The organism is Flintibacter sp. SJQ-8, from assembly GCF_054108085.1.
The window spans coordinates 84,072-105,680 of sequence record NZ_JBPJWR010000017.1; the positions used below are offsets into that span (position 1 = coordinate 84,072).

Sequence of the window (21,609 nt, forward strand, 5' to 3'; positions counted from 1 at the left end):
GTCCTTTTTGTCGTCTGTATTCAGGATATATTAGCCCTGGGCGGGGTCCAGCATGGTCTGGCAGAAGGTGCGCAGCACGGCGGCCAGCTCGCAGCGCTTGATGCCGTTGATGGGCCGCAGGGTGTTGTTCTCATAGCCGGACAGCAGCCCGGTGGACACGGCCCACTCCATGGCCGTCCGGCCCCACTCGGACACGCTGCTCCCGTCGGCAAAGGTGGACAGGGATTTGCCCTCGGTCACGTCCAGCCCCTGGCGCTTGGCATACTGCTGGAGCACCAGGGCCAGCTGCTCCCGGGTGAGGGGGGTGTTGGGCAGGAACTTGTTGCCCGAGCCGCTCATCAGCCCCTCCTGACTGCACCAGTTCACCGCCTGATAGCACCAGTCGCCGGAGGACACGTCGGCAAAGTGGGCGGACTTGTCCGCCTGGACAGAACCGCCCATGCGCCACAGGATCTGGGCCAGCTGGGCCCGGGTGACGGAGCCGTTGGGCAGAAAGGCGTCGCTGCCCGTGCCGGAGAAGAAGCCCTGCTCCAGGGCATACTCCACCGCGCCGTAGTACCAGGCGGTGGCGGGCACGTCAGAGGGGACGATCACCGAGTCGTACAGGCGGACATAGTAGGACAGGACATATTCCTGCTTGTCCGTGGGGGAGTTATAGTGGAGGGACACGAAATAGAGGATGCCCTCGGCGTTGGGGCTGGCCGCGCCTGCCTCGGGCAGGGTCTGGCCGCTGCCGGCGGTGTTCCGGGCCTTCAGCACCTCCTGGCCCCGCTGGGCCAGGGTCTTGGCGGTGAGCAGATAGGTCTGCCCGGCCTTCAGGGTGGCGTTGGTCCCCGTCCAGGCCGTCAGCTCGCCGGTGGCAGTCATGGTATCGCACACTGGGCGGTCCTCGCCGTCCAGCATCTCATAGATGCCGTCGCCGTTCAGGTCGGTGAGATAGTCCACCTCTACCCACACCCCGTCGGTCTTGGGCTGGATATAGAAGACGGGGTCCCCCGCGGCCCGGTTCACCCGGCAGTCATACCGCACGGCGTCATCGGCCAGGAACAGGCCGGAACTGCCCCGGCGATAGAGCTTGATGTGCAGATTCACCTCCGGGGAGTCGGTGGTGTTGGCGTGGATGAGAAAAGACGCAAAGCTGGTGGACAGGGGGTCCACAGCGGACACAGGCAGCATCATAGAGACGGCCATGACCAGGCAGAGCACCAGGCCAAGCCAGCGTTTACACTTGAACATAAAGGTCTCCTTTCGGTTTGGTGGTTTGGATACAAAGCCCATTATAACCAAAAATGCCGGGTTTGACAAGAAAGAGGGGCGCTTTCTCCGGCACGAAAACCGTTTTCCCCGGTGGACAGGCCCCGTTCGGCTGTGATATAATAGCAAAATAAACAAACGAGGTGACGATATGGGATGGATTTTCAACATTTTGCCGTGCTATGGTCTGATCCCTCTGGGGGCGTCTTTTCTGGGTGCGCTGCCCCTGTTCTTCGGGGCCCCCTCGTGGACCTGTCTGGTCACAGTCCCGCTTCTGACCTGGCTGATATATTTCTCCCTTGGTGGACGGGTGGACCGGCGGCGGGGAGCCCGGATCAACGGCATCTCCCTGCTGCTCCTGGCCCTCTGCTTCACGGTGCTGATGGTCCTGGGAAAGGGCAGTGTGGACAGCACGGCGGTGGGGCAGCTGCTGTGGCTGACCCTTCCCTTCTGCCCGCTGTGGCTGATCTTGTCCCTTATGGGGGAGCGGCTGATCCTGGTTCTGACCATCTTTTTGACCTATGCCGCCGGATATCTCTTCTGCACCTGCCGGAAGGGGGAGCGCCCCCGGTGGCGGCGGCTGGTCCTCCCCGGGGTGGGGCTGGCCCTGTGCGCTGCCCTGTGTACGGGGCTGTATTGCAACAGACCGGAGGTGCGCTATGGGGGCCACGGCTTTGCCTATATGCACGGCTTCTCCAGCACTGACTTCAGCCAGTACATGGTGTACAGCCAGCCCGGCAAGTTGGCTGCCCTGGACCACCCGGCGGCGTTCCAGATACAGGACGAGGCGGACATGCCCGTGATGGACGGGGCGGAGGCCTGCTATCCCCTGTATGCCGCGGCGGCCAAGGCGGTGTATCAGGACATCGCCCACATCGAATCCAACTGGGCCGACAGCGGGGAGCGCGCCTGGACCAACGGCAAGATCGTCACCTTTACCAACACCGTCGTGGGCTTTGAGCGGCTGATAGAGGGAAATGTGGACCTGTTCTTCGGGGCCAGACCGTCGGCAGATCAGCTGGCATATGCGGCGGAGCAGGGGGTGGAGCTGGAGATCACCCCCATTGGCCGGGAGGCCTTTGTCTTCTTTGTGGAGGAGGACGAGCCGGTGGACGGCCTGACCCAGGACCAGCTGCGGGCCATCTATCACGGGGACGTGACCGACTGGAGCCAGGTGGGCGGGCGCGCTGGGGAAATCGCCGCCTTTCAGCGTCCGGCGGGCTCCGGCTCCCAGACTATGATGGAATACTTCATGGGGGAGGTCAGCCTGAAGGAACCCCAGACCTATGAGACGGTGGGCTCCATGGAGGGGGTCATCCGCCACGTGGCCCAGTATGCCAACCAGCGGGGGGCATTGGGCTACTCCTTCCGGTATTTTATCCAGGGCCTCAGCCAGGAGAAGGGGGTCAAGCTGCTGGCGGTGGACGGGGTGACCCCTGACCTGGCCCACATCGAGGACGGCAGCTATCCCCTCACCGTCCCTCTGTGTCTGGTCACCCGGAAGGACGACCCGAATCCCAACGTGGGGAAGATGATCGACTTCTTTCTATCCCCGGACGGCCAGACCTTGGTCCGGGAGACGGGCTATGGTGGTCTTGCAGGCTAAATCGACAACCAAAACGGGGACAGGTTGACAAATGCTGCGTGAGAATGTATACTTTTGAAAAAATACGTTTACAGTCCGGCTTTTGCCGGGCCATGAAAGGAAGCGCACGCAATGCAGACCTCTAAGCACCCGGCGGTGCCTCTGGCGATGACGGCAGTGATGGCCGCTGTCATGGCGGTGGTGGCCCCGTTCTCCATCTCCATTGGCCCCATTCCCCTGTCCCTGTGTACCTTGGTCATCTATATGAACGCCTATATTCTGGGCTGGAAGCGGGGCACCGTGGCCACCCTGGTGTACATTCTGTTGGGTGCAGTGGGGATGCCCGTATTCAACAGCTTCTCCGGCGGCCTGGGCGTGGTGGCCGGGCCCACCGGCGGCTATATCGTGGGCTATCTGCCCCTGGCCCTCATCTGCGGACTGGCGGTGGCCGCCGCCCCCAAGAACCGGGTAGGGCAGTTTATCGGCATGATCCTGGGCACGGCGGTGCTGTACGCTCTGGGCACCGCCTGGTACTGCGTCCAGTCCGGCAACCCTCTGGGCGTTGCCATGGGCTACTGCGTCATCCCCTTCCTCCCCGGCGACTTCATCAAGATGATCGTGGCCGCCGGCGTAGGCCCCATGATCCGCACCGGCCTGGAGAAGGCCGGGCTGTATCCTCAGGGCTGAGTTTTCTTTCGTTTGATACTGACACGCTGACACATATACGATTTTCCCCAGCAAAAAGGACCGTCCAGCCCGGACGGTCCTTTTTGCGTTTATGGGGTCAAACGGTTTCTTCGTAGGGCAGGCCGGACAGATATCGCCGGGCCAGGTCGAAGGCGTGGGAGGCCGTCTGGGTGCGCAGACGGGCCCGCACCGGGCGGGCGCCCAGATGCAGCTCCTTTACGTGGGTGCCCTCGGCGGTGGCGATGGCCACGAACATGGTGCCCACCTCGTTGCCCCGGTCATCCCGGTCCGGTCCGGCCACGCCGGTGGAGGACAGGGCCACGTCGCAGCCCAGCGCCCGGCGGGCCCCTTCAGCCATGGCGGCGGCCACGGGGGCGGACACCGCGCCGAACCGGTCCAGCATGTCCTGGGGCACCCCCAGCACGCCGTGCTTCACTTCATTGGTATAGGAGACCACGCCGCCCTTGAATACCTGAGAGGCCCCGGGCACATCGGTGAGCCGCTTGGCCATCAGGCCGCCGGTGCAGCTCTCGGCGGTGCCCAGGGTCATGCCCTTCTGCCGCAGCAGGTCCTCCACCACCACCTCCAGCGAGGGCACGTCCACGCCATAGACCTTGCTGCCGAACAGGGCTTTGATCTGGTCCACCGTGGGCTGGAGCAGGGCCTGGGCCTCCTCTGCCGTGGCCGCCTTGGCGGTGACCCGCAGCTCGCACTCCCCCTCCTTGGCATAGGGGGCCAGGGTGGGGTTGGTCATGGCGTTCATCTGCTGCCGCAGCTGGGCCTCTACGCTGGACTCCCCGATGCCGAAGAGCTTGATGGTGTGGGAGGTGATGACCCCCTCAGACAGCTGCTGGAGATAGGGCACGGCCCGATATTGGAACATGGGGCCGCACTCGCTGGGGGGGCCGGGGAGCATGATGACGTGGACCCCGTCGGCCTGAAAGGCGCAGCCCGGGGCGGTGCCCCAGTCGTTGGCGAAAATGGTGCAGCCCTCGGGCAGCATGGCCTGCTGCATGTTGTTCTCCGTCATGGTCCGGCCAATGCGGGCAAAGTGGGTGCGGATGCGCTGGGCCGAAGTCTCGTCAAACACCAGCTGCTTGCCGAAGGCCTCAGCCAGGACGTTTTTGGTCAGATCGTCGCAGGTGGGGCCCAGGCCGCCGGTGGTGATGATGACGTCCGCCCGCCCCTTGGCCACGTCCACCGCCTGGCGGACCCGCTGGGGGTTGTCCCCCACCACGGTGTGGTAATAGACGTTCAGCCCCAGGGCGCTCAGCCCCTGGGAGAGGGTCTGGGCGTCGGTGTTGGCGATGTTGCCCAGCAGAAGCTCGGTGCCCACCGACAGGATCTCCACGGTATGAGACATAATAAACAAGACCTTTCTAACTTAAAGGTGAGGTGTGGAATCCCTCAGTCATCGTCTGCGACGATGCCAGCCCCCTTTCACAAGGGGGCCTGATAAAACGCACAAACAGCCCCCCTTGTCAAAGGGGGGAGGGCCGCAAAGCGGCGGGGGGATTCTACCGCCGCCATTATAACACGGCCCCGGCGGGAAGAAAAGGCGGCGGGGAGACAAATTTCCCGGGAAAGGGGAACCTTTTATGAGAAATAAATGGCCGCTAGAGGAAAAACCAAGCTGATTAAGTCCGGCGCAAGACCGCCGGAGGGCGGTTTAAAAGGCAACTAAAGGTCAAAACCGGGCGAAACGGAAGCCCAAGCACCAGTTTGGGCGGGAAATTTGAATTTTTTGCGATTTTTCGACCAATTTACAGTTGAAATTCTCGGAATTTTGGAATACAATGATACGCGCAAGAAAGAGGAGGAGCCACCTGTGCTGAACATCGTCTTAGTGGAACCGGAAATTCCCCAGAATTGCGGCAACATCGCCCGCACCTGCGCCGCCACCCGAAGCCGGCTGCATCTCATCCGCCCCCTGGGCTTTGACATCAGCGAAAAGGCGGTGCGCCGGGCGGGACTGGACTACTGGCACATGGTGGACCTGACGGTGTATGACAACATCGAGCACTTTTTCTCCCTGCATCCCCAGCCCGATGTGTGGCTGGCCACGACCAAAGCCCCAAGAGACTATTCCCAGGCACGCTTTTCCCCCGACTGCTGGCTGATGTTCGGCAAGGAGACCGCCGGACTGCCCGAGTGGCTGCGGGAAAAATACCGCAGCCGCTGCATCCGCATCCCCATGCGGGAGGATGCCAGAAGTCTGAACCTGGCAAACTCTGTGGCCATCCTGACCTATGAAGCGCTGAAGCAGAACGGGTTCCCCGGTCTGTCCGGCGTGGGCAGCATGGCGGCGGAGGAATAACACCCGATCTCGATTCCTTACATATTACATATGGACTTTTCATCTTGTACTACGGAAAGGGGTTCCCAAACATGAATTACAACAAAAAGACCGTGAAGGACGTGGACGTGAAGGGCAAAAAGGTCCTGCTGCGCTGCGATTTCAACGTGCCCATGGCCAAGGACGGCAGCGGCGTCATCACCGATGACAAGCGCATCCGCGCCGCCCTGCCCACCATCCAGTATCTGCTGGACCAGGGGGCCGCGGTGATCGCCTGCTCCCACATGGGCAAGCCCAAGGGTGAGGTAAAGCCCGAGCTGAGCTTAAAGCCCGTGGCCGCCCGCCTGAGCCAGCTGCTGGGCAAGCCGGTCATCATGGCCGATGACGTGGTGGGTCCCGACGCCCAGGCCAAGGCCGCCGCCCTCCAGCCCGGCCAGATCATGCTGCTGGAGAACACCCGTTTCGAGCCCGGCGAGACGAAAAATGATCCCGCCCTGGCCAAGGCCATGGCCGACATGGCCCAGGTGTATGTGTCCGACGCCTTCGGCGCCGTCCACCGCGCCCACGCCTCCACCGCCGGAGTGGCCCAGTATCTGCCCGCCGTGTCCGGCTTCCTCATTCAGAAGGAGCTGGAGATCATCGGCGGCGCTCTGGCCAGCCCCAAGCGCCCCCTGGTGGCCATCCTGGGCGGCTCTAAGGTCTCCTCCAAGATCGGCGTCATCAACAACCTGCTGGAGATCGCCGACACCGTCATCATCGGCGGCGGCATGGCCTATACCTTCTCCGCCGCCATGGGCGGCAAGATCGGCAACAGCCTGCTGGAGGCCGACTGGGAGGAGTACGCCCTGAAGATGATGGACAAGGCCAAGGAGAAGGGCGTCAAGCTCCTCCTGCCTGTGGACACCGTGTGCGCCGACAAGTTTGCCCCCGACGCCAACAGCCAGGTGGTGAAGTCCGGCGAGATCCCCGACGGCTGGGAGGGCCTGGACATCGGCCCCGAGACCGTGAAGCTCTATTGCGACGCCGTGGCCGACGCGGGCACCGTCATCTGGAACGGCCCTATGGGCGTGTTCGAGTTCCCCGCCTTTGCCAAGGGCACCCAGGCCGTGGCCGAGGCCCTGAGTCAGACCTCCGCCATCACCATCATCGGCGGCGGCGACAGCGCGGCTGCGGTGCAGCAGCTGGGCTATGCCGACAAGATGACCCACATCTCCACCGGCGGCGGCGCCTCCCTGGAGTTCATGGAGGGCAAGGAGCTGCCCGGCGTGGCCTGCCTGCTGGACGCCTGAGCGCTTAATATTGAAAACATCCTCTCCGGGCACCCAGCTCCAACCCGGGGCCCGGAGAGGCGGACGAGCTTCTTTTGCAAATAAATTTACAAGTTAGGGAGAGAACACCATGAATCGTCGTTATCGTAAGACTATCATTGCTGGAAACTGGAAGATGAACAATACCCTGTCTCAGATGAAGGCCTTTGCCGAGCAGATCAAGCCCATCATCCCCAAGGGCAAGTGGTGCAATGTGGTGCTCTGCGTCCCGGCGGTGAATATCACCAGTGCCGTCCGCCTGTTCAAGGACTGTCACATCGCCATCGGCGCTGAGACCTGCCACTACGAGGACCACGGCGCTTACACCGGCGAGATCACCGCCAAGATGATCAAGGAGGCCGGGGCCAAGTATGTCATCATCGGCCACTCCGAGCGCCGCCAGTATTACAACGAGACCGACTTCACCGTGAACAAGAAGGTCCACGCCGCCATCAACGCCGGCCTCATCCCCATCGTCTGCGTGGGCGAGAGCCTGGAGCAGCGGGAGCTGGGCGTGACCATGGAGCTCATCTCCTATCAGGTCAAGTGCGCCCTGGCCAACGTGCCCGCCGACAAGATGCGCCACGTCATCATCGCCTATGAGCCCCTGTGGGCCATCGGCACCGGCAAGACCGCCACTGCCGAGCAGGCCGGCGAGGTCTGCCAGGCCATCCGCGCCGTCATCCGCAAGCTGTATGGCGCTCACGTGGCCCGCTCCGTCACCATCCAGTACGGCGGCTCTATGAACGCCAAGAACGCCGCCGAGCTGCTGGCTCAGCCCGACGTGGATGGCGGCCTGATCGGCGGTGCGTCCCTGAAGCCCGCCGACTTTGTGGAAATCATCAACTCCGCCAATCAGGAGTAAGGGGCGTCCCGGAGGGGGGACAAACTTTTCCAGATCAAGAGGTATTGAGGACTTTATGAAAACACCGACTACTTTAATCATCATGGATGGCTTTGGCATCGCCCCCAAGGGTCCGGGCAACGCCGTGGCTGACACGCCCAAGCCCAATCTGGACCGCATCTTCGCCCAGTGCCCCGGCTGCCGCCTGGCGGCCTCCGGCCTGGACGTGGGTCTGCCCGAGGGGCAGATGGGCAACAGCGAGGTGGGCCACACCAACATGGGCGCGGGCCGGGTGGTGTTCCAGGACCTGCCCCGCATCAGCCGGGACATCGACACCGGGGCCTTCTTCCAGAACCCCGCCTTCTTAGACGCCATGTCCAACTGCCGGGAGTGGGGCAGCGCCCTGCATCTCATGGGCCTGCTGTCTGACGGCGGCGTCCACAGCCACATCAACCACCTGTTCGCCCTGCTGAAGATGGCGGGGGAGCAGGGCATCGAAAAGGTCTATGTCCACTGCTTCCTGGACGGGCGGGACGTGCCCCCCAGCTCCGGCAAGCACTATGTGGAGCTGCTCCAGGCCAAGATGCAGCAGCTGGGCGTGGGCAAGATCGCCTCGGTGATGGGCCGCTATTACGCCATGGACCGGGACAAGCGCTGGGACCGGGTGCAGCAGGCCTACGACGCCATCGTCTGCGGCCAGGCCCCCTATGAGGCCGACGCCGCCGAGGCCGTGCAGAAGTCCTATGACGCGGGCGTCACCGACGAGTTCGTCAAGCCCGTGGTCTGCCTGAAGGACGTACAGATCCAGGACAACGACTCGGTGATCTTCTTCAACTTCCGCCCCGACCGGGCCCGTGAGATCACCCGCTGCCTGGTGGACGAGGACTTTACGGACGTAGAGCGCAAGACGGGCTTTGTCCCCGTGGACTTTGTCTGCACCACCGAGTATGACGCCACCATGCCCAACGTGAGCGTGGCCTATCCCCGGCAGAAGCTGGAGAACATCTTCGGCGAGTATATCTCCAAGCTGGGTCTGACCCAGCTGCGCATCGCCGAGACGGAGAAGTATGCCCACGTGACCTTCTTCTTCAACGGCGGCGTGGAGACCGTCTTCCCCGGGGAGGACCGGTGCCTGATTCCCTCCCCGAAAGTTGCCACTTACGACCTCCAGCCCGAGATGTCCGCCTATCAGGTGGCGGAGGAGGCCTCTCAGCGCATCCTCAGCGGGGCCTATGACGTCATCATCCTGAACTTTGCCAACTGCGACATGGTGGGCCACACCGGCGTGTACGACGCCGCCTGCAAGGCCGTGGCCACCGTGGACGAGTGCGTGGGCAAGGTGGTAGAGGCCACCAGCAAGATGGGCGGCGTGTCCCTCATCACCGCCGACCACGGCAACGCGGAGAAGATGGTGGACGAGAAGGGCGAACCCTTCACCGCCCACACCACCAACCTGGTGCCCTTCTATATCGTGGGGGCCAGCGTGAAGCTGCGGGATGGCCGCCTGGCGGACATCGCCCCCACCATGCTGGACCTGATGGGTCTGGAAAAGCCCGCCGAGATGGACGGCAAGACCCTGATCGTCCCCTGAAAACAAGCATTTTTTCACACCGTTTCTGCGCGGGAGACCGCGCTGATGGATAAGTTTTTGCGCACGGCGGCATAAGTCCGCCGAAAAACGAAAGGAGTTAATTCCCATGAAGCAGATGATCGAGATCGTTGACGTTCTGGGCCGCGAGATCCTGGACAGCCGCGGCAACCCCACCGTTGAGGTGGAGGTCTATCTGGAGGACGGCACCATGGGCCGCGCTGCGGTCCCCTCCGGCGCTTCCACCGGTATCTACGAGGCCTGCGAGCTGCGGGACGGCGACAAGAGCCGCTATAACGGCAAGGGCGTTGAGACTGCCGTGAAGAACGTGAACACCGAGATCGCCGAGGCCCTGATCGGCACCAACGTGCTGGACCAGGTGGCCATCGACAAGATGCTCATCGACCTGGACGGCACCCCCAACAAGACCCGCCTGGGCGCCAACGCCATCCTGGGCGCTTCTCTGGCCTGCGCCAAGGCCGCTGCCGAGAGCCTGGGCACCAGCCTGTATAACTACATCGGCGGCGTGAACGCCAAGCAGCTGCCCGTGCCCATGATGAACATCCTCAACGGCGGCGCCCACGCCACCAACAACGTGGAGATCCAGGAGTTCATGATCATGCCCGTCTCCGCCCCCTCCTTCCGGGAGGCCCTGCGCCGCTGCGCCGAGGTGTTCCACACCCTGAAGACCGTGCTGAAGGAGAACGGCACCCCCGCCGCCGGTGTGGGCGACGAGGGCGGCTATGCCCCCAACCTGAAGAAGGACGAGGACGCCCTGAAGGTCATTGTCCAGGCCATTGAAGAGGCCGGCTACAAGCCCGGCGAGGACTTTATGATCGCCATCGACGCCGCCTCCTCCGAGTGGTGGGACGAGGAGCAGAAGATCTATGTCCAGCCCAAGTCCGGCAAGAAGCTGACCCAGCAGCAGCTGGTGAACATGTGGAAGAAGTTCGCCGATAACTATCCCATCATCTCCCTGGAGGACGGCATGGCCGAGACCGATTGGGAGGGCTGGGCTATGCTCACCAAGGCTATCGGTGACCGGGTGCAGCTGGTGGGCGATGACCTGTTCGTCACCAACGTGCAGCGCCTGTCCACCGGCATTGAGAAGAAGGTGGCCAACGCCATTCTGATCAAGGTCAACCAGATCGGCACCCTGACCGAGACCCTGGACGCCATTCAGATGGCCAACCGGGCCGGTTACACCGCCATCGTGTCCCACCGCTCCGGCGAGACCGAGGACGCCACCATCGCCGACATCGCCGTGGCCCTGAACGCCGGCCAGATCAAGACCGGCGCCCCCAGCCGCACCGACCGCGTGGCCAAGTATAACCAGCTGCTGCGCATCGAGGAGGAGCTGGGCGACGTGGCCGAGTACCCCGGCCTGAAGGCCTTCTTCAACCTGAAGAAGTAAGACAAGCCTCATAAATTCTTTGACCCGCCGGTCCGCATTTGCGGCCCGGCGGGTCTTGCTGTCCCCAAATAAAAACTTTTTGTGAAACCAGTAGGCAAGTTTCGGGATTTGTGATATGATGATAAACAGGATTTTTATCGAATGCGCAAACAGCGTGTATTGAAATGAGAGGAGTGGGCGGCGTGAAAAAAAGAGGGGCACTGGCCCTGCTTTTGTGGGCGGCCATGGCGCTGCTGCTGACGGGCTGCCTGTTCCGTCCGCCGGACGAGCTATACCGCCGCCCGGAGCGCTCGGCGGGCTATGACCAGCTGGCGGCGGCCATCCGCTCGGTGAAGACCGGGCTGGAGGGCCAGTTCGGCGTCAGCTGCGAGGACGCGGTGATCGTCGCCGGGGACAACACCGCATCGATTCAGCTCCAGGACCTGGACGGGGACGGCCAGCGGGAGAGCGCCGTGGCCTTTATCCGGGTGCCCGGCGTGGAAAAATCGCTGAAAATTTATATCTTCACCGCCACCGACGGGGACTATCAGGTCCGGGGTCTGGTGGAGGGGGACGGCTCCGCCATCTATTCCGTGGACTATGTGGACTTAAACGGCGCGGGCAGCAAAGAGCTGGTGGTGAACTGGCAGGTGAACACCGGCGTCTATCAGCTGGGGGCCTATACCCTGGACGAGCTGGAGCTGGAGCCTGCGGCAGACGCCGCCGCGCTCCCCCAGAACCAGCTGGCGGACCGGGCCTCCCTCCGGGCCACAGAGCTGCTGCTGACCAGCTGCAGCACCGCCATGGAGGGCGGGGCCTATTCCAGCGGCTATCGTCTGCTGGACATCGACCAGGACACCCGCACCGAGGTGGCCGTGGTCCGGCTGGACGCCGCCGCCCTCAGCGGCCAGGTGGAGTTGTACGGCTGGCGCAACGGGCGGATGGAGAGCCTGAGCACCACCGCCCTGTCCGCCGGGATCACCGGACTGAACCGGGTGACGGCGGGCTATCTGGCCGGGACGTACTATCCCCCCGCCCTGTATGTCACCTGCGCCCAGTCCGACGGCAGCCGCACCACCGACGTGGTGGCCTATCAGCCCGGCGGCCACGAGGGGGAGATGCACCTGGTGAACCTGGCCCTGAACGACCACGGGGTCAGCCGGGAGCGCCTGCGGGGCACGGCGGAACTGGGCCCCAGCGACGTGAACAACGACGTGGTGCTGGAACTGCCCCAGGTGCGCATGCTGCCCCAGGACCGGGACCCCGGCGGGGCCAGCGCCTGGCTGGTGGACTGGTATCAATATGACCAGAGCGGCCAGCGCAGCCGGGTGATGGGCACCTATTACAACGTGACCGACGGCTGGTTCTTGGAGACCCCGGACAGCTGGGAGGACAAGATATCCGTCTCTCGCAGCGACGTGGTGTCCGGCCAGCGGCAGGTGGTGTTCTCCCTATGGCAGGGGGAGGACGAGACGCCCGTGCCCTTTTTGAGCATCTATAAGCTCACCGGCAGCAACCGCACCACCCGCGCCCAGGCGGAGGGGGTCATCACCCTGCGGGAGGAGGAGGACGTGATCTACGCCGCCCAGTTCTATGACTGCGGCTGGGACTGCGGCCTGACGGAAAACGACCTGCTGATGAAAAATTTCCAGACCATTCAGACCAGCTGGTACAGCTGAGCATAGAGCGCTGGGTGGCGTTGAGAGAGGAGTAGACTCCAAATGAGAAAGGTTCTGGTCCTGGAGGACGAGGAGAATATCCGCAGCTTTGTGGTCATCAACCTGAAGCGGGCGGGCTATACCACCATCGAGGCGGGCACCGGGGAGGACGCCCTGGTGGCCCTGAAGGAGAACCCGGACGTAAAAGTTGCCCTGCTGGACATCATGCTGCCCGGCATCGACGGCTTTGAGGTATGCCGCCGCATCCGGGCCATGGACAACAAGATCGGCATCATCATGCTCACCGCCCGCACCCAGGAGATGGACAAGGTGACCGGCCTGATGACCGGGGCGGACGACTATGTGACAAAGCCCTTCTCTCCGGCGGAGCTCACCGCCCGGGTGGATGCCCTCTACCGCCGCACCGGCGGGGACACAGAGAGCCTGTCCGCCGACGAGATCAGCGACCCGCCCTTCCTGCTGAACACCCGCAACCGCACCCTGGAGAAAAACGGCCAGCGGGTGAAGCTGACCCAGGTGGAGTATTCCATCATCAAGCTGTTCATGGAGAACCCCGGCAAGGCCCTGGCCCGGGAGGAGATCCTGGACGCGGTGTGGGGCAAGGATTACTTTGGCGAACTGAAGATCGTGGACGTGAACATCCGCCGCCTGCGCATCAAGATCGAGGACAACACCCAAAAGCCCATCTATATCAACACCGTGTGGGGCTATGGCTATAAGTGGCGGGGATAAGTCCACAGCCTCGTCTGAAAATGTGGAAAACTTTTTAGAGAAGGAGGGAGCGCGGTGGCCAAAAAGACCGATTTGAACGACCAGGTAAAGATACGGGGCATCCGCAAGCGGTGGCTGCTCAACAGCATCGGCGTGGTGCTGCTGATCTTGGCCCTGGCCCTGGGTTCCTTCTTTGCCGCCCTGTGGAACTATTACTACTCCAGCACGGCCAACGACCTGACAGGCCGGGCCAGCTCGGCGGCGGGGAGCTTTCGCAGCTATACCCGCACCCAGTATTGGGCGGCGGCCCAGCAGGCCGTGAGCAGCTATGAGGAGAAGAACAATCTGGAGCTGCAATTTCTGGACGCCACCGGAGCGGTGGTCTACTCAGGCAACGACCTGACCACCGGCGCCACCCCGGACACCGAGGACATCCGGGGCGCCCTGGAAAACCAGATCACCACCCACTGGATGGGCCGGGACCCCTCCACCAAGGAGCGGATACTGGCCGCCTCCAGCCCCGTGGTCTATCAGGGAGTGACGGTGGGCGTGGTCCGGTATGTGACCTCTCTGTCTGCCATTGACCGGCAGTTCATCTTCTCCATGGCGGTGATCACCGCCATCGCCATGGCCATCTTCGCCATGGTCTATTTCTCCAATCTGTACTTCGTCCGCTCCATCGTAGAGCCGTTGGCCAGCATCACAGAGACGGCACGGCTCATCGCCGACGGCAGCTATGGGGTGCAGATCGAGAAAAAATTCGACGACGAGATCGGCGACCTGACAGACACCATCAACGACATGTCCATGAAGATCAAGCAGTCGGAGAAGACCCAGTCGGAGTTTATCTCCTCCGTCTCTCACGAGCTGCGCACCCCCCTCACCGCCATCAACGGCTGGGCGGAGACCCTGCAGAGCGGCGAGCTCACCGACCCCCGGGACGTGCAGAAGGGCATGGACATCATCGTGTCCGAAGCCCACCGTCTGACCAACATGGTGGAGGAGCTGCTGGAGTTCTCCCGCATCGAGGACGGGCGCTTCACCCTGTCGGTGGAGCCCCTGGACCTGAAGGCCGAGGTGGAGGACGCGGTCTATACCTATCAGAAGTTCTTCCGCCGGGAGGGCATCGAGCTGAGCTATCAGGACTGCCCGGAGGAGGTGCTGCCCATCTCCGGCGACCCGGAGCGGCTGCGCCAGGTGTTCTGCAATCTGCTGGACAACGCTGCCAAGCACGGCGGCTCGGGCAAGCGCATCGACGTGTCCGTGGCCCAGGAGGGGGCGGAGGCGGTGGTGCGCATCCGGGACTATGGCCCCGGCGTGCCCGAGGAGGAGCTGCCCTTCATCAAAAACAAGTTCTATAAGGGAACGTCCAAGGCCCGAGGCTCCGGCATCGGCCTGGCGGTGTGCGAGGAGATCGTCACCCGCCACGAGGGCGTTCTGGACATCGGCAACGCCCAGGGCGGCGGCTGCGTCGTCACCATCCGCCTGCCCATCGAGGCGTGACCCATCCCGGCGGCGCGCCGGAACACAGAAGGAGACCATTCATGCTGGAAAACCAAACCCAAACCAAAGCAAATACCCAGGGCCGCAGCACCAAGTTCAAGACCATGTGCGGCGGCCAGGCCCTCATCGAGGGCATTATGATGCGCGGTCCCAAGAAGCAGGCCGTGGTGGTGCGCAAGCCCGACGGCCAGCTGGAGACCCAGGTGAAGGACCTGCGCTTCATCAAGGACCGCTACCCCGTGTTGGGCCTGCCCTTCATCCGGGGCATCGTGAACTTTGCCGACTCCATGTATAACGGCGTCACCGCCCTGATGTACTCGGCGGAGTTCTTCCCCGAGGACGGGGAGAGCGGGGCGGAAGAGGAGGACTCTAAGCTGGAGCAGTGGCTGGAAAAGCACCTGGGCAGCGAAAAGGCCACCTCGGTGATCACCACCCTGGCGGTGCTGCTGGGGGCGGGCATGTCCATCGGACTGTTCTTCCTGCTGCCCACCCTGCTGGGCACCTTCATCACCCTGTTTACCGATTCTATGCTGGCCCGGAACCTGGCGGAGAGCCTGCTGAAGATCATCATCTTTGTGGGCTATCTGGCCCTGTGCTCCCGGATGAAGGAGATGAAACGGGTCTTCTCCTATCACGGGGCCGAGCACAAGACCATCTTCTGCTATGAGGCAGGGCTGCCCCTGACGGTGGAGAACGTGCGCATCCAGCCCCGGCACCATCCCCGGTGCGGCACCAGCTTTTTGTTCATGGTCATTGCCATTTCCATTCTGGTGTCCACGGCGGTGTTTGCCGTCTGGCCCGTACACAACGTCATTCTGCGTTTTCTGGCCCACCTGGCCATGCTGCCGGTGATCGTGGGCATCAGCTATGAGTTCAACCGCTGGGCGGGCCGCCACGACGGGCCCATTACCCGGGTTTTAACGGCCCCCGGCCTGTGGCTGCAAAATTTCACCACCTTCGAGCCGGATGACTCCATGATCGAGGTGGGCATCCACGCCCTGGAGCTGGTCCTGCCCGAGGAGAAGGGCGCGGACGCGTGGTAAACAAGGCGGAGCGAGAGAGGAAAGGCGAGGTGGGAAGTCATGGCGACGACCTATAACAATCTGTATCTGGACGCCCGGGCCAGGCTGAAAAAGGCTGGGGTAGAGGCCGCCCAGCTGGAGGCCCGGGAGATCGTGTGCTACGCCGCCGACAAGAGCCGGGAGCAGCTGTATCGGGACATGTCCCTGTACGCCTCCGCCCAGCTGGAAAAGCGGGTGGAGGAGCTGGTGCAGCGGCGGCTGGCGGGGGAGCCGGTGGCCTATATCATCGGGGAGTGGGAGTTCTATGGCCTGCCCCTGGACATCAGCCGGGATGTGCTCATCCCCCGGGCCGACACCGAGCTGCTGGCCGAACGGGGCATCGCCCGGGCGCAGGAGGCCGGGGAGGGGGCACGGGTGCTGGACCTGTGCGCCGGAAGCGGCTGTGTGGGACTGGCCATCGCGTCCCAGGTACCCACCTGCCGGGTGGTGCTGGGCGATCTGTCCGAGGGGGCGCTGCGTACCTGCAAGCAGAACGTGCGGCGCAACGGCCTGAACGCCCGGGTCACCTGTCTCTCTGTGGACGCCATGGACAACCCCAGCCCCGCCCTGTGGGACTTTGACGTCATCGTGTGCAACCCGCCCTATATCCCCTCCGGGGACATCGCCGGGCTGGACGCCTCTGTGCGGGACTATGAGCCCCGGATGGCTCTGGACGGGGGAGAGGACGGCCTGGACTATTACCGGGCCATTGCCCCCAAGTGGAAGGCCGCCCTGCGCCTGGGCGGCGCCCTGCTGTTCGAGGTCGGCATCGGCCAGGCCCCGGCGGTGGAGGAGATCCTGGCCCAGAACGGCTATCAGGACATCCAGAGCGCCCAGGACACCCAGGGCATCTGGCGGGTGGTGGAGGGCACCGCCCGGGATTAAGACCACTGTCCGGTTTATAGGACAGCATTTCCATTAGAGTAAGCTGCGAAAGATATATATATACACCAGAAGGGGCGGCAAGCGCCCCGGCTCTGCGGGCCGGATCAAATTCCGGCCAGAAAGGAGAAGAGAGGATATGGCAACCAAAAAACCGCCTTTAGAGTCCCCCAGCCCCGCTGAGGATAAGAAGAAAGCACTGGAGACCTGCATGGCCCAGATCGAGCGCAATTATGGCAAGGGCTCCATCATGCGCCTGGGCGAGAACACGGGCATCGTGGTGGAGTCCATCCCCACCGGTTCCCTGTCGCTGGACATCGCATTAGGCATCGGCGGCGTGCCCAAGGGCCGCATCATCGAGATATACGGGCCGGAATCCTCCGGCAAGACCACCCTGGCCCTGCACATTGTGGCCGAGGCCCAGAAGCGGGGGGGCGAGGTGGCCTTCATCGACGCCGAGCACGCCCTGGACCCATCCTATGCCCGTGCCTTGGGCGTGGACATCGACTCCATGCTCATCTCTCAGCCGGACACCGGCGAGCAGGGCCTGGAGATCTGCGAGGCCCTGGTGCGCTCCGGCGCCCTGGACGTGGTGGTGGTGGACTCGGTGGCCGCCCTGACCCCCCGGGCGGAGATCGAGGGCGACATGGGCGACGCCCACGTGGGCCTGCTGGCCCGCCTGATGAGCCAGGCCCTGCGGAAGCTGGCCGGCTCCATCGCCAAGACCAACTGCATCGTCATCTTCATCAACCAGCTGCGTGAAAAGGTAGGCGTGATGTACGGCAACCCGGAGGTGACCACCGGCGGACGTGCCCTGAAGTTCTATGCCTCCGTGCGCATCGACGTGCGCCGCATCGAGGGCATCAAAGTGGGCGGCGAGATCATCGGCAACCGCACCCGGGCCAAGATCGTGAAGAACAAGGTGGCGCCCCCCTTCCGGGAGGCGGAGTTTGAGATCCTCTATGGCCAGGGCATCTCCAAGTGGGGCGAGATGGTGGACCTGGCGGTGAAGCTGGACATCATCCAGAAGTCCGGCTCCTGGTTCTCCATGGGCGATCTGCGCATCGGCCAGGGCCGGGACGCCGCCCGGCAGTATTTAAAGGACAACCCCGACGTGGCCGAGAAAGTGGAGGCCGAGGTCCGGGCCAACGCCTATAAGCTGATGGGCATGAAGAACGGCAAGGCGGACAAGCCGGAGAAGAAGTCCGCGGGCCAGGCGGTGGATGTGTCCGCCGATGACTTTGTGGACGGCCCCGTGGACGAGGACTAAGCCGTGGTCATTCAGGAGCTGAAGCCCTCTCAGCGGGTGCAGGGCCGCTGGCTGGCCATGCTGGAGGACGGCTCTATTTTGCGGGTGGGCCAGCAGGAGATCGCCGACTTCGCCCTGTACTCTGGCAGAGAGCTGACGGAGGAGGAGACAGAAGCCCTGACCGCCGGGCTCCGCCGCCGCCAGCTCCGGGAGCGGGCCTTAGAGCTGCTTTCCCGCAAGCCCCAGTCCCGGCGGGAGCTGACGCGGAAGCTGAACGAGTGGGGGGCCCAGCCGGAGGAGGCGGACGCCGTGTGCGACCGCATGGAGGAGCTGGGCTATCTCAACGAGGCGGACTATGCCGCCCAGATCGTGCGGGTGTACTCCGCCCGGGGCTTTGGGGAAAAGAAGCTGCGGGACGAGCTGTATCGCCGGGGTGTCCCCCGGGACTATTGGGATGACGCCCTGGCCCAGGTGGAGGACTCCACCGAGGCCATCGACGCCTTTCTGCAAAAGAAGCTGGCGGGGTGGACGGGGGACCGGAAGCAGCTGCAAAAGGTCACCGCCGCCCTGGCCCGCCGGGGCTTCTCCTGGTCAGACATCCGGGACGCCCTGGCCCGGTATGAGACCGGGATCGACATAGAATATGATTAAAGTAAACTAGGAGCGAAAAAACGATGCCTTATAAAATTGCCTTTGTCTCATTGGGCTGCGCCAAAAATCTGGTGAACACCGAACAGATGATGGCCCTGTGCCGCCAGGCGGGCCACACCATCACCGGCGAGCCGGAGGGGGCCGACGTGGCGGTGCTGAACACCTGTGGCTTTATCGAGTCGGCCAAGAGCGAGGCCATTGATAATATTTTACAGCTGGCCCATCTGAAAGAGGAGGGCAAGCTGAAAAAGCTGCTGGTGGCCGGCTGCCTGACCCAGCGCTATGCCGACGACATCCGCCAGGAACTGCCCGAGGTGGACGGAATGCTGGGCACGGGGAGCTATACCGACGTGGTCACCGCCGTGGAGGAGCTGATGGCCGGGGAGAAGGCCGAGCACTTCGCCGGGATCAACACCACCTATGAGGACGGGGAGCGGATGGTCACCACCCCGGGCTACACCGCCTATCTGAAGATCGCCGAGGGGTGCAGCAACGGCTGCGCCTTCTGCATCATCCCCAAGCTGCGGGGCCGCTACCGCAGCCGGTCTATGGACGCGGTGCTGGCCGAGGCCAGAGAGCTGTCTCAGGCCGGGGTGAAGGAGCTGATTGTCATCGCCCAGGACATCACCCGCTATGGCATGGACCGGAAGGACGGCTCCAGCCTGGCCGGGCTGCTGGGGGAGCTGTGCAAGCTGGACTTCCACTGGGTCCGCCTGCACTATCTCTATCCCGAGGTCATCACCGACAATTTGATCGAGACCATGGCGAAAAACCCCAAGATCGTCCACTATCTGGACATCCCCATCCAGCACTGCAACGACAAAATTCTAAAGGCCATGCGCCGCCACACGACAAAGGCGGACATCCAGGCCCTGTTTGCCAAGCTGCGGAAAGCCATGCCCGACGTGGTGCTGCGCACCTCCCTCATCTGCGGCCTGCCCGGGGAGGGCGAGGCGGAGTTTGAAGAGCTGTGCCAGTTCCTGCGGGAGGAGAAGCTCCAGCGGGCGGGGGTGTTCCAGTTCTCCCCGGAGGAGGGCACCCTGGCCGCCGCCATGGACGGCCAGGTGGACCCGGACACCGCCCAGCGCCGGGTGGAGTTGGTGGTGGACCTCCAGTCCCGGGTGATGGACGAATATAACGAGCAGCGCCTGGGCACGGTGATGGAAGTCCTGTGCGAGGGCTTTGACAGCCAGGCCGGGTGCTATGTGGGCCGGACCTATGCCGACTCGGTGGAGATCGACGGCCACGTCTATTTCACCGCCGCCGGACTGGTGCCCGCCGGGAGCTTTGTGAACGTGCGCATCACCGGCACCATGGACGGGGACCTGACCGGCGAGATCGACGAATAAATCAGAATACACAGCGCATATTGAAGCGCATAAAGGAGATTTCAAACCCATGAATACCGCCAATAAGCTGACCTTGCTGCGGGTCGTGATGATCCCGGCCTTTTTGCTGGTGCTGTATCTGCATGTGCCCGGGGCCAACTACTGGGCGCTGGCCATCTTTGCGCTGGCCAGCATCACCGACACCCTGGACGGCTATATCGCCCGGCACTATAACCAGATCACCGACTTCGGCAAGTTTATGGACCCCCTGGCGGACAAGTGCCTGGTGACGGCGGCTATGCTGTGGTTCGTGGAGATCGGCCAGATGCCCGCCTGGGCCCTGCTCATCGTCATCGTGCGGGAGTTTGCCGTGTCCGGCCTGCGGATGATCGCCGCGGACAAGGGCCGGGTCATCGCCGCCGGGTGGTCCGGCAAGGTGAAAACGGCCAGCACCATGGTGTGCATCGTGCTGATGCTGCTGCCCATCGCCTATTGGGTGAACAGCATCTGCGTGGCGGTGATCGTGCTGACCACCATCTATTCCGGCGTGGAGTATTTCACCAAGAATCTGGACGTGCTGTCCGACGTAAAGTAAACCTGATCTTATTTCCCCGCCCTGCCGGTATCCCAGGGCGGGGAGAAGAACATTTGGACCAATTTTAGACCAACAAACCAACAAAAGGAGCGGAGCATGGACATCACAAAAAAGATCGGCCCCTGGCGGGAGGTTGGAAAACGCCTGCTGGTCATCACCATCTATTCTATTATCATGGCCCTGAACTATAAGAGCTTTGTCCAGGCGGGCGACCTGTTCCCCGGCGGCTTTACCGGCCTGACCCGTCTGGCCCAGCGCTGCGCCCAGGAATTCTGGGGCGTGACGCTGCCCTTTGCCCCCATCAACCTGGTGCTCAACGCCATCCCGGCGGCGGTGAGCTTTAAGCTCATCGGCAAGCGGTTCACCATGTACTCCTGCCTGGCCATTGTGGTCAGCAGTATTTTCACCGACCTGGTTCCCTCGGTGCCGGTGACGGAGGACATCCTGCTCATCTGCGTGTTCGGCGGCCTGATCAACGGCTTTTCCATCAGCCTGTGCCTTCAGGCGCGCATCACCAGCGGCGGCACCGACTTTATCGCCATCGCCCTGGCCGAGCGGAAGAACGTGAACGCCTGGAACTATATCTTCTGCGGCAACGTGATCATGCTCATGGTGGCCGGCGCCCTGTTCGGCTGGGACCGGGCGCTGTACTCCATCATCTTCCAGTTTGCCAGCACCCAGGTCATCCGCATGATGGACCCGGACGGGCGGCGGGTGACGCTGTTCATCGTCACCGGGCGGGAGAAGGCCGGGGGCGTGTGCGCCCAGATCCAGGACACCCGCCACACCGCCACCCTCATCGAGGGCGTTGGCCTTTACAACGGGGAGCCCTGCGTGATGATCTATTCCGTGGTGGGCAGCAACCAGCTCCGCCGCCTGACCCGCAAGGTCAAACAGGCCGACCCCCAGGCCTTTGTAAACGTCATCCGCACAGAGAAGCTGATGGGCAACTTCTATCGGGACCCGAGGGATTAAACCGCAGAAAGACAGGAGGCG

19 protein-coding genes are annotated in these 21,609 nt (G+C 63.2%); 17 read left to right on the forward strand and 2 right to left on the reverse strand.

Translation table 11 applies throughout. The features are described from left to right. Positions 1-30 precede the first annotated feature (30 nt). Positions 31-1,236: an S-layer homology domain-containing protein gene (locus ACSAMP_RS16175; protein WP_457801042.1), complete on the reverse strand. Its 1,206-nt coding sequence runs from the start codon at positions 1,234-1,236 to the stop codon at positions 31-33. A 169-nt stretch (positions 1,237-1,405) separates the two neighbouring features. Between ACSAMP_RS16175 and ACSAMP_RS16180 the strand changes: the two genes are divergently transcribed. Together ACSAMP_RS16180 and ACSAMP_RS16185 are read left to right on the forward strand one after the other, a co-directional pair. Next, positions 1,406-2,860, forward strand: coding sequence for a PstS family phosphate ABC transporter substrate-binding protein (locus ACSAMP_RS16180; protein WP_457801043.1), 1,455 nt, complete (start codon positions 1,406-1,408; stop codon positions 2,858-2,860). 111 nt (positions 2,861-2,971) lie between these two features. Beyond that, entirely contained in the window at positions 2,972-3,526 is a 555-nt protein-coding gene (locus ACSAMP_RS16185; RefSeq protein WP_457801044.1) for a biotin transporter BioY, read from the forward strand. 97 nt (positions 3,527-3,623) lie between these two features. Here ACSAMP_RS16185 and ACSAMP_RS16190 read toward each other — a convergent pair whose 3' ends face one another. Continuing rightward, positions 3,624-4,889, reverse strand: coding sequence for a competence/damage-inducible protein A (locus tag ACSAMP_RS16190; RefSeq protein ID WP_457801045.1), 1,266 nt, complete (start codon positions 4,887-4,889; stop codon positions 3,624-3,626). Positions 4,890-5,354: 465 nt separating this feature from the next. Between ACSAMP_RS16190 and ACSAMP_RS16195 the strand changes: the two genes are divergently transcribed. The 15 genes from ACSAMP_RS16195 (at position 5,355) to ACSAMP_RS16265 (ending at position 21,588) form a co-directional block, all read left to right on the forward strand. Further along, positions 5,355-5,843, forward strand: a complete 489-nt coding sequence (locus ACSAMP_RS16195; protein ID WP_457801046.1) for a tRNA (cytidine(34)-2'-O)-methyltransferase — start codon at positions 5,355-5,357, stop codon at positions 5,841-5,843. 71 nt (positions 5,844-5,914) lie between these two features. Beyond that, the gene (locus tag ACSAMP_RS16200) at positions 5,915-7,111 is read left to right on the forward strand and encodes a phosphoglycerate kinase (RefSeq protein WP_457801047.1); all 1,197 of its coding nucleotides are present in this window, start codon (positions 5,915-5,917) and stop codon (positions 7,109-7,111) included. A 109-nt stretch (positions 7,112-7,220) separates the two neighbouring features. Continuing rightward, a complete protein-coding gene (gene tpiA, locus ACSAMP_RS16205; protein ID WP_457801048.1) occupies positions 7,221-7,994 on the forward strand; it encodes a triose-phosphate isomerase in 774 nt (257 codons plus the stop codon). Between the two features lie 55 nt (positions 7,995-8,049). Continuing rightward, complete coding sequence (gpmI, locus tag ACSAMP_RS16210) at positions 8,050-9,564, forward strand: 2,3-bisphosphoglycerate-independent phosphoglycerate mutase (protein ID WP_457801049.1); 1,515 nt, start codon at positions 8,050-8,052, stop codon at positions 9,562-9,564. A gap of 106 nt (positions 9,565-9,670) precedes the next feature. Continuing rightward, positions 9,671-10,975 (forward strand): phosphopyruvate hydratase, encoded by a 1,305-nt coding sequence (gene eno, locus ACSAMP_RS16215; RefSeq protein ID WP_441796110.1) that lies wholly within the window; start codon positions 9,671-9,673, stop codon positions 10,973-10,975. A gap of 182 nt (positions 10,976-11,157) precedes the next feature. Beyond that, on the forward strand, positions 11,158-12,633 hold the full coding sequence (locus tag ACSAMP_RS16220; RefSeq protein WP_457801050.1) for a hypothetical protein: 1,476 nt from the start codon (positions 11,158-11,160) through the stop codon (positions 12,631-12,633). A 42-nt stretch (positions 12,634-12,675) separates the two neighbouring features. Next, positions 12,676-13,365 (forward strand): response regulator transcription factor, encoded by a 690-nt coding sequence (locus tag ACSAMP_RS16225; protein ID WP_441796108.1) that lies wholly within the window; start codon positions 12,676-12,678, stop codon positions 13,363-13,365. A gap of 54 nt (positions 13,366-13,419) precedes the next feature. Next, entirely contained in the window at positions 13,420-14,847 is a 1,428-nt protein-coding gene (locus tag ACSAMP_RS16230; RefSeq protein WP_441796107.1) for a sensor histidine kinase, read from the forward strand. Positions 14,848-14,888: 41 nt separating this feature from the next. Then, on the forward strand, positions 14,889-15,890 hold the full coding sequence (locus tag ACSAMP_RS16235) for a DUF1385 domain-containing protein (RefSeq protein ID WP_457801051.1): 1,002 nt from the start codon (positions 14,889-14,891) through the stop codon (positions 15,888-15,890). A 39-nt stretch (positions 15,891-15,929) separates the two neighbouring features. Then, positions 15,930-16,793 (forward strand): peptide chain release factor N(5)-glutamine methyltransferase, encoded by an 864-nt coding sequence (gene prmC, locus ACSAMP_RS16240; protein ID WP_457801052.1) that lies wholly within the window; start codon positions 15,930-15,932, stop codon positions 16,791-16,793. 136 nt (positions 16,794-16,929) lie between these two features. Further along, positions 16,930-18,060 (forward strand): recombinase RecA, encoded by a 1,131-nt coding sequence (gene recA / locus ACSAMP_RS16245; RefSeq protein WP_441796104.1) that lies wholly within the window; start codon positions 16,930-16,932, stop codon positions 18,058-18,060. A gap of 3 nt (positions 18,061-18,063) precedes the next feature. Continuing rightward, positions 18,064-18,690 (forward strand): regulatory protein RecX, encoded by a 627-nt coding sequence (locus tag ACSAMP_RS16250; RefSeq protein WP_441796103.1) that lies wholly within the window; start codon positions 18,064-18,066, stop codon positions 18,688-18,690. 23 nt (positions 18,691-18,713) lie between these two features. After that, complete coding sequence (gene rimO / locus ACSAMP_RS16255; RefSeq protein WP_457801053.1) at positions 18,714-20,039, forward strand: 30S ribosomal protein S12 methylthiotransferase RimO; 1,326 nt, start codon at positions 18,714-18,716, stop codon at positions 20,037-20,039. A 49-nt stretch (positions 20,040-20,088) separates the two neighbouring features. Then, on the forward strand, positions 20,089-20,613 hold the full coding sequence (gene pgsA / locus ACSAMP_RS16260) for a CDP-diacylglycerol--glycerol-3-phosphate 3-phosphatidyltransferase (protein ID WP_441796101.1): 525 nt from the start codon (positions 20,089-20,091) through the stop codon (positions 20,611-20,613). A 96-nt stretch (positions 20,614-20,709) separates the two neighbouring features. After that, entirely contained in the window at positions 20,710-21,588 is an 879-nt protein-coding gene (locus ACSAMP_RS16265) for a YitT family protein (protein ID WP_457801054.1), read from the forward strand. Positions 21,589-21,609: the final 21 nt, after the last annotated feature.

Coding starts and splice junctions, on each gene's coding strand:
- ACSAMP_RS16235 (WP_457801051.1), top strand. CDS start 14,889: ATGCTGGAAAACCAAACCCAAACCAAAGCAAATACCCAGGGCCGCAGC.
- rimO (WP_457801053.1), top strand. CDS start 18,714: ATGCCTTATAAAATTGCCTTTGTCTCATTGGGCTGCGCCAAAAATCTG.
- ACSAMP_RS16200 (WP_457801047.1), top strand. CDS start 5,915: ATGAATTACAACAAAAAGACCGTGAAGGACGTGGACGTGAAGGGCAAA.
- ACSAMP_RS16225 (WP_441796108.1), top strand. CDS start 12,676: ATGAGAAAGGTTCTGGTCCTGGAGGACGAGGAGAATATCCGCAGCTTT.
- recA (WP_441796104.1), top strand. CDS start 16,930: ATGGCAACCAAAAAACCGCCTTTAGAGTCCCCCAGCCCCGCTGAGGAT.
- ACSAMP_RS16175 (WP_457801042.1), bottom strand. CDS start 1,236: ATGTTCAAGTGTAAACGCTGGCTTGGCCTGGTGCTCTGCCTGGTCATG.
- pgsA (WP_441796101.1), top strand. CDS start 20,089: ATGAATACCGCCAATAAGCTGACCTTGCTGCGGGTCGTGATGATCCCG.
- ACSAMP_RS16180 (WP_457801043.1), top strand. CDS start 1,406: ATGGGATGGATTTTCAACATTTTGCCGTGCTATGGTCTGATCCCTCTG.
- ACSAMP_RS16190 (WP_457801045.1), bottom strand. CDS start 4,889: ATGTCTCATACCGTGGAGATCCTGTCGGTGGGCACCGAGCTTCTGCTG.
- ACSAMP_RS16185 (WP_457801044.1), top strand. CDS start 2,972: ATGCAGACCTCTAAGCACCCGGCGGTGCCTCTGGCGATGACGGCAGTG.
- gpmI (WP_457801049.1), top strand. CDS start 8,050: ATGAAAACACCGACTACTTTAATCATCATGGATGGCTTTGGCATCGCC.
- prmC (WP_457801052.1), top strand. CDS start 15,930: ATGGCGACGACCTATAACAATCTGTATCTGGACGCCCGGGCCAGGCTG.
- ACSAMP_RS16265 (WP_457801054.1), top strand. CDS start 20,710: ATGGACATCACAAAAAAGATCGGCCCCTGGCGGGAGGTTGGAAAACGC.
- eno (WP_441796110.1), top strand. CDS start 9,671: ATGAAGCAGATGATCGAGATCGTTGACGTTCTGGGCCGCGAGATCCTG.
- tpiA (WP_457801048.1), top strand. CDS start 7,221: ATGAATCGTCGTTATCGTAAGACTATCATTGCTGGAAACTGGAAGATG.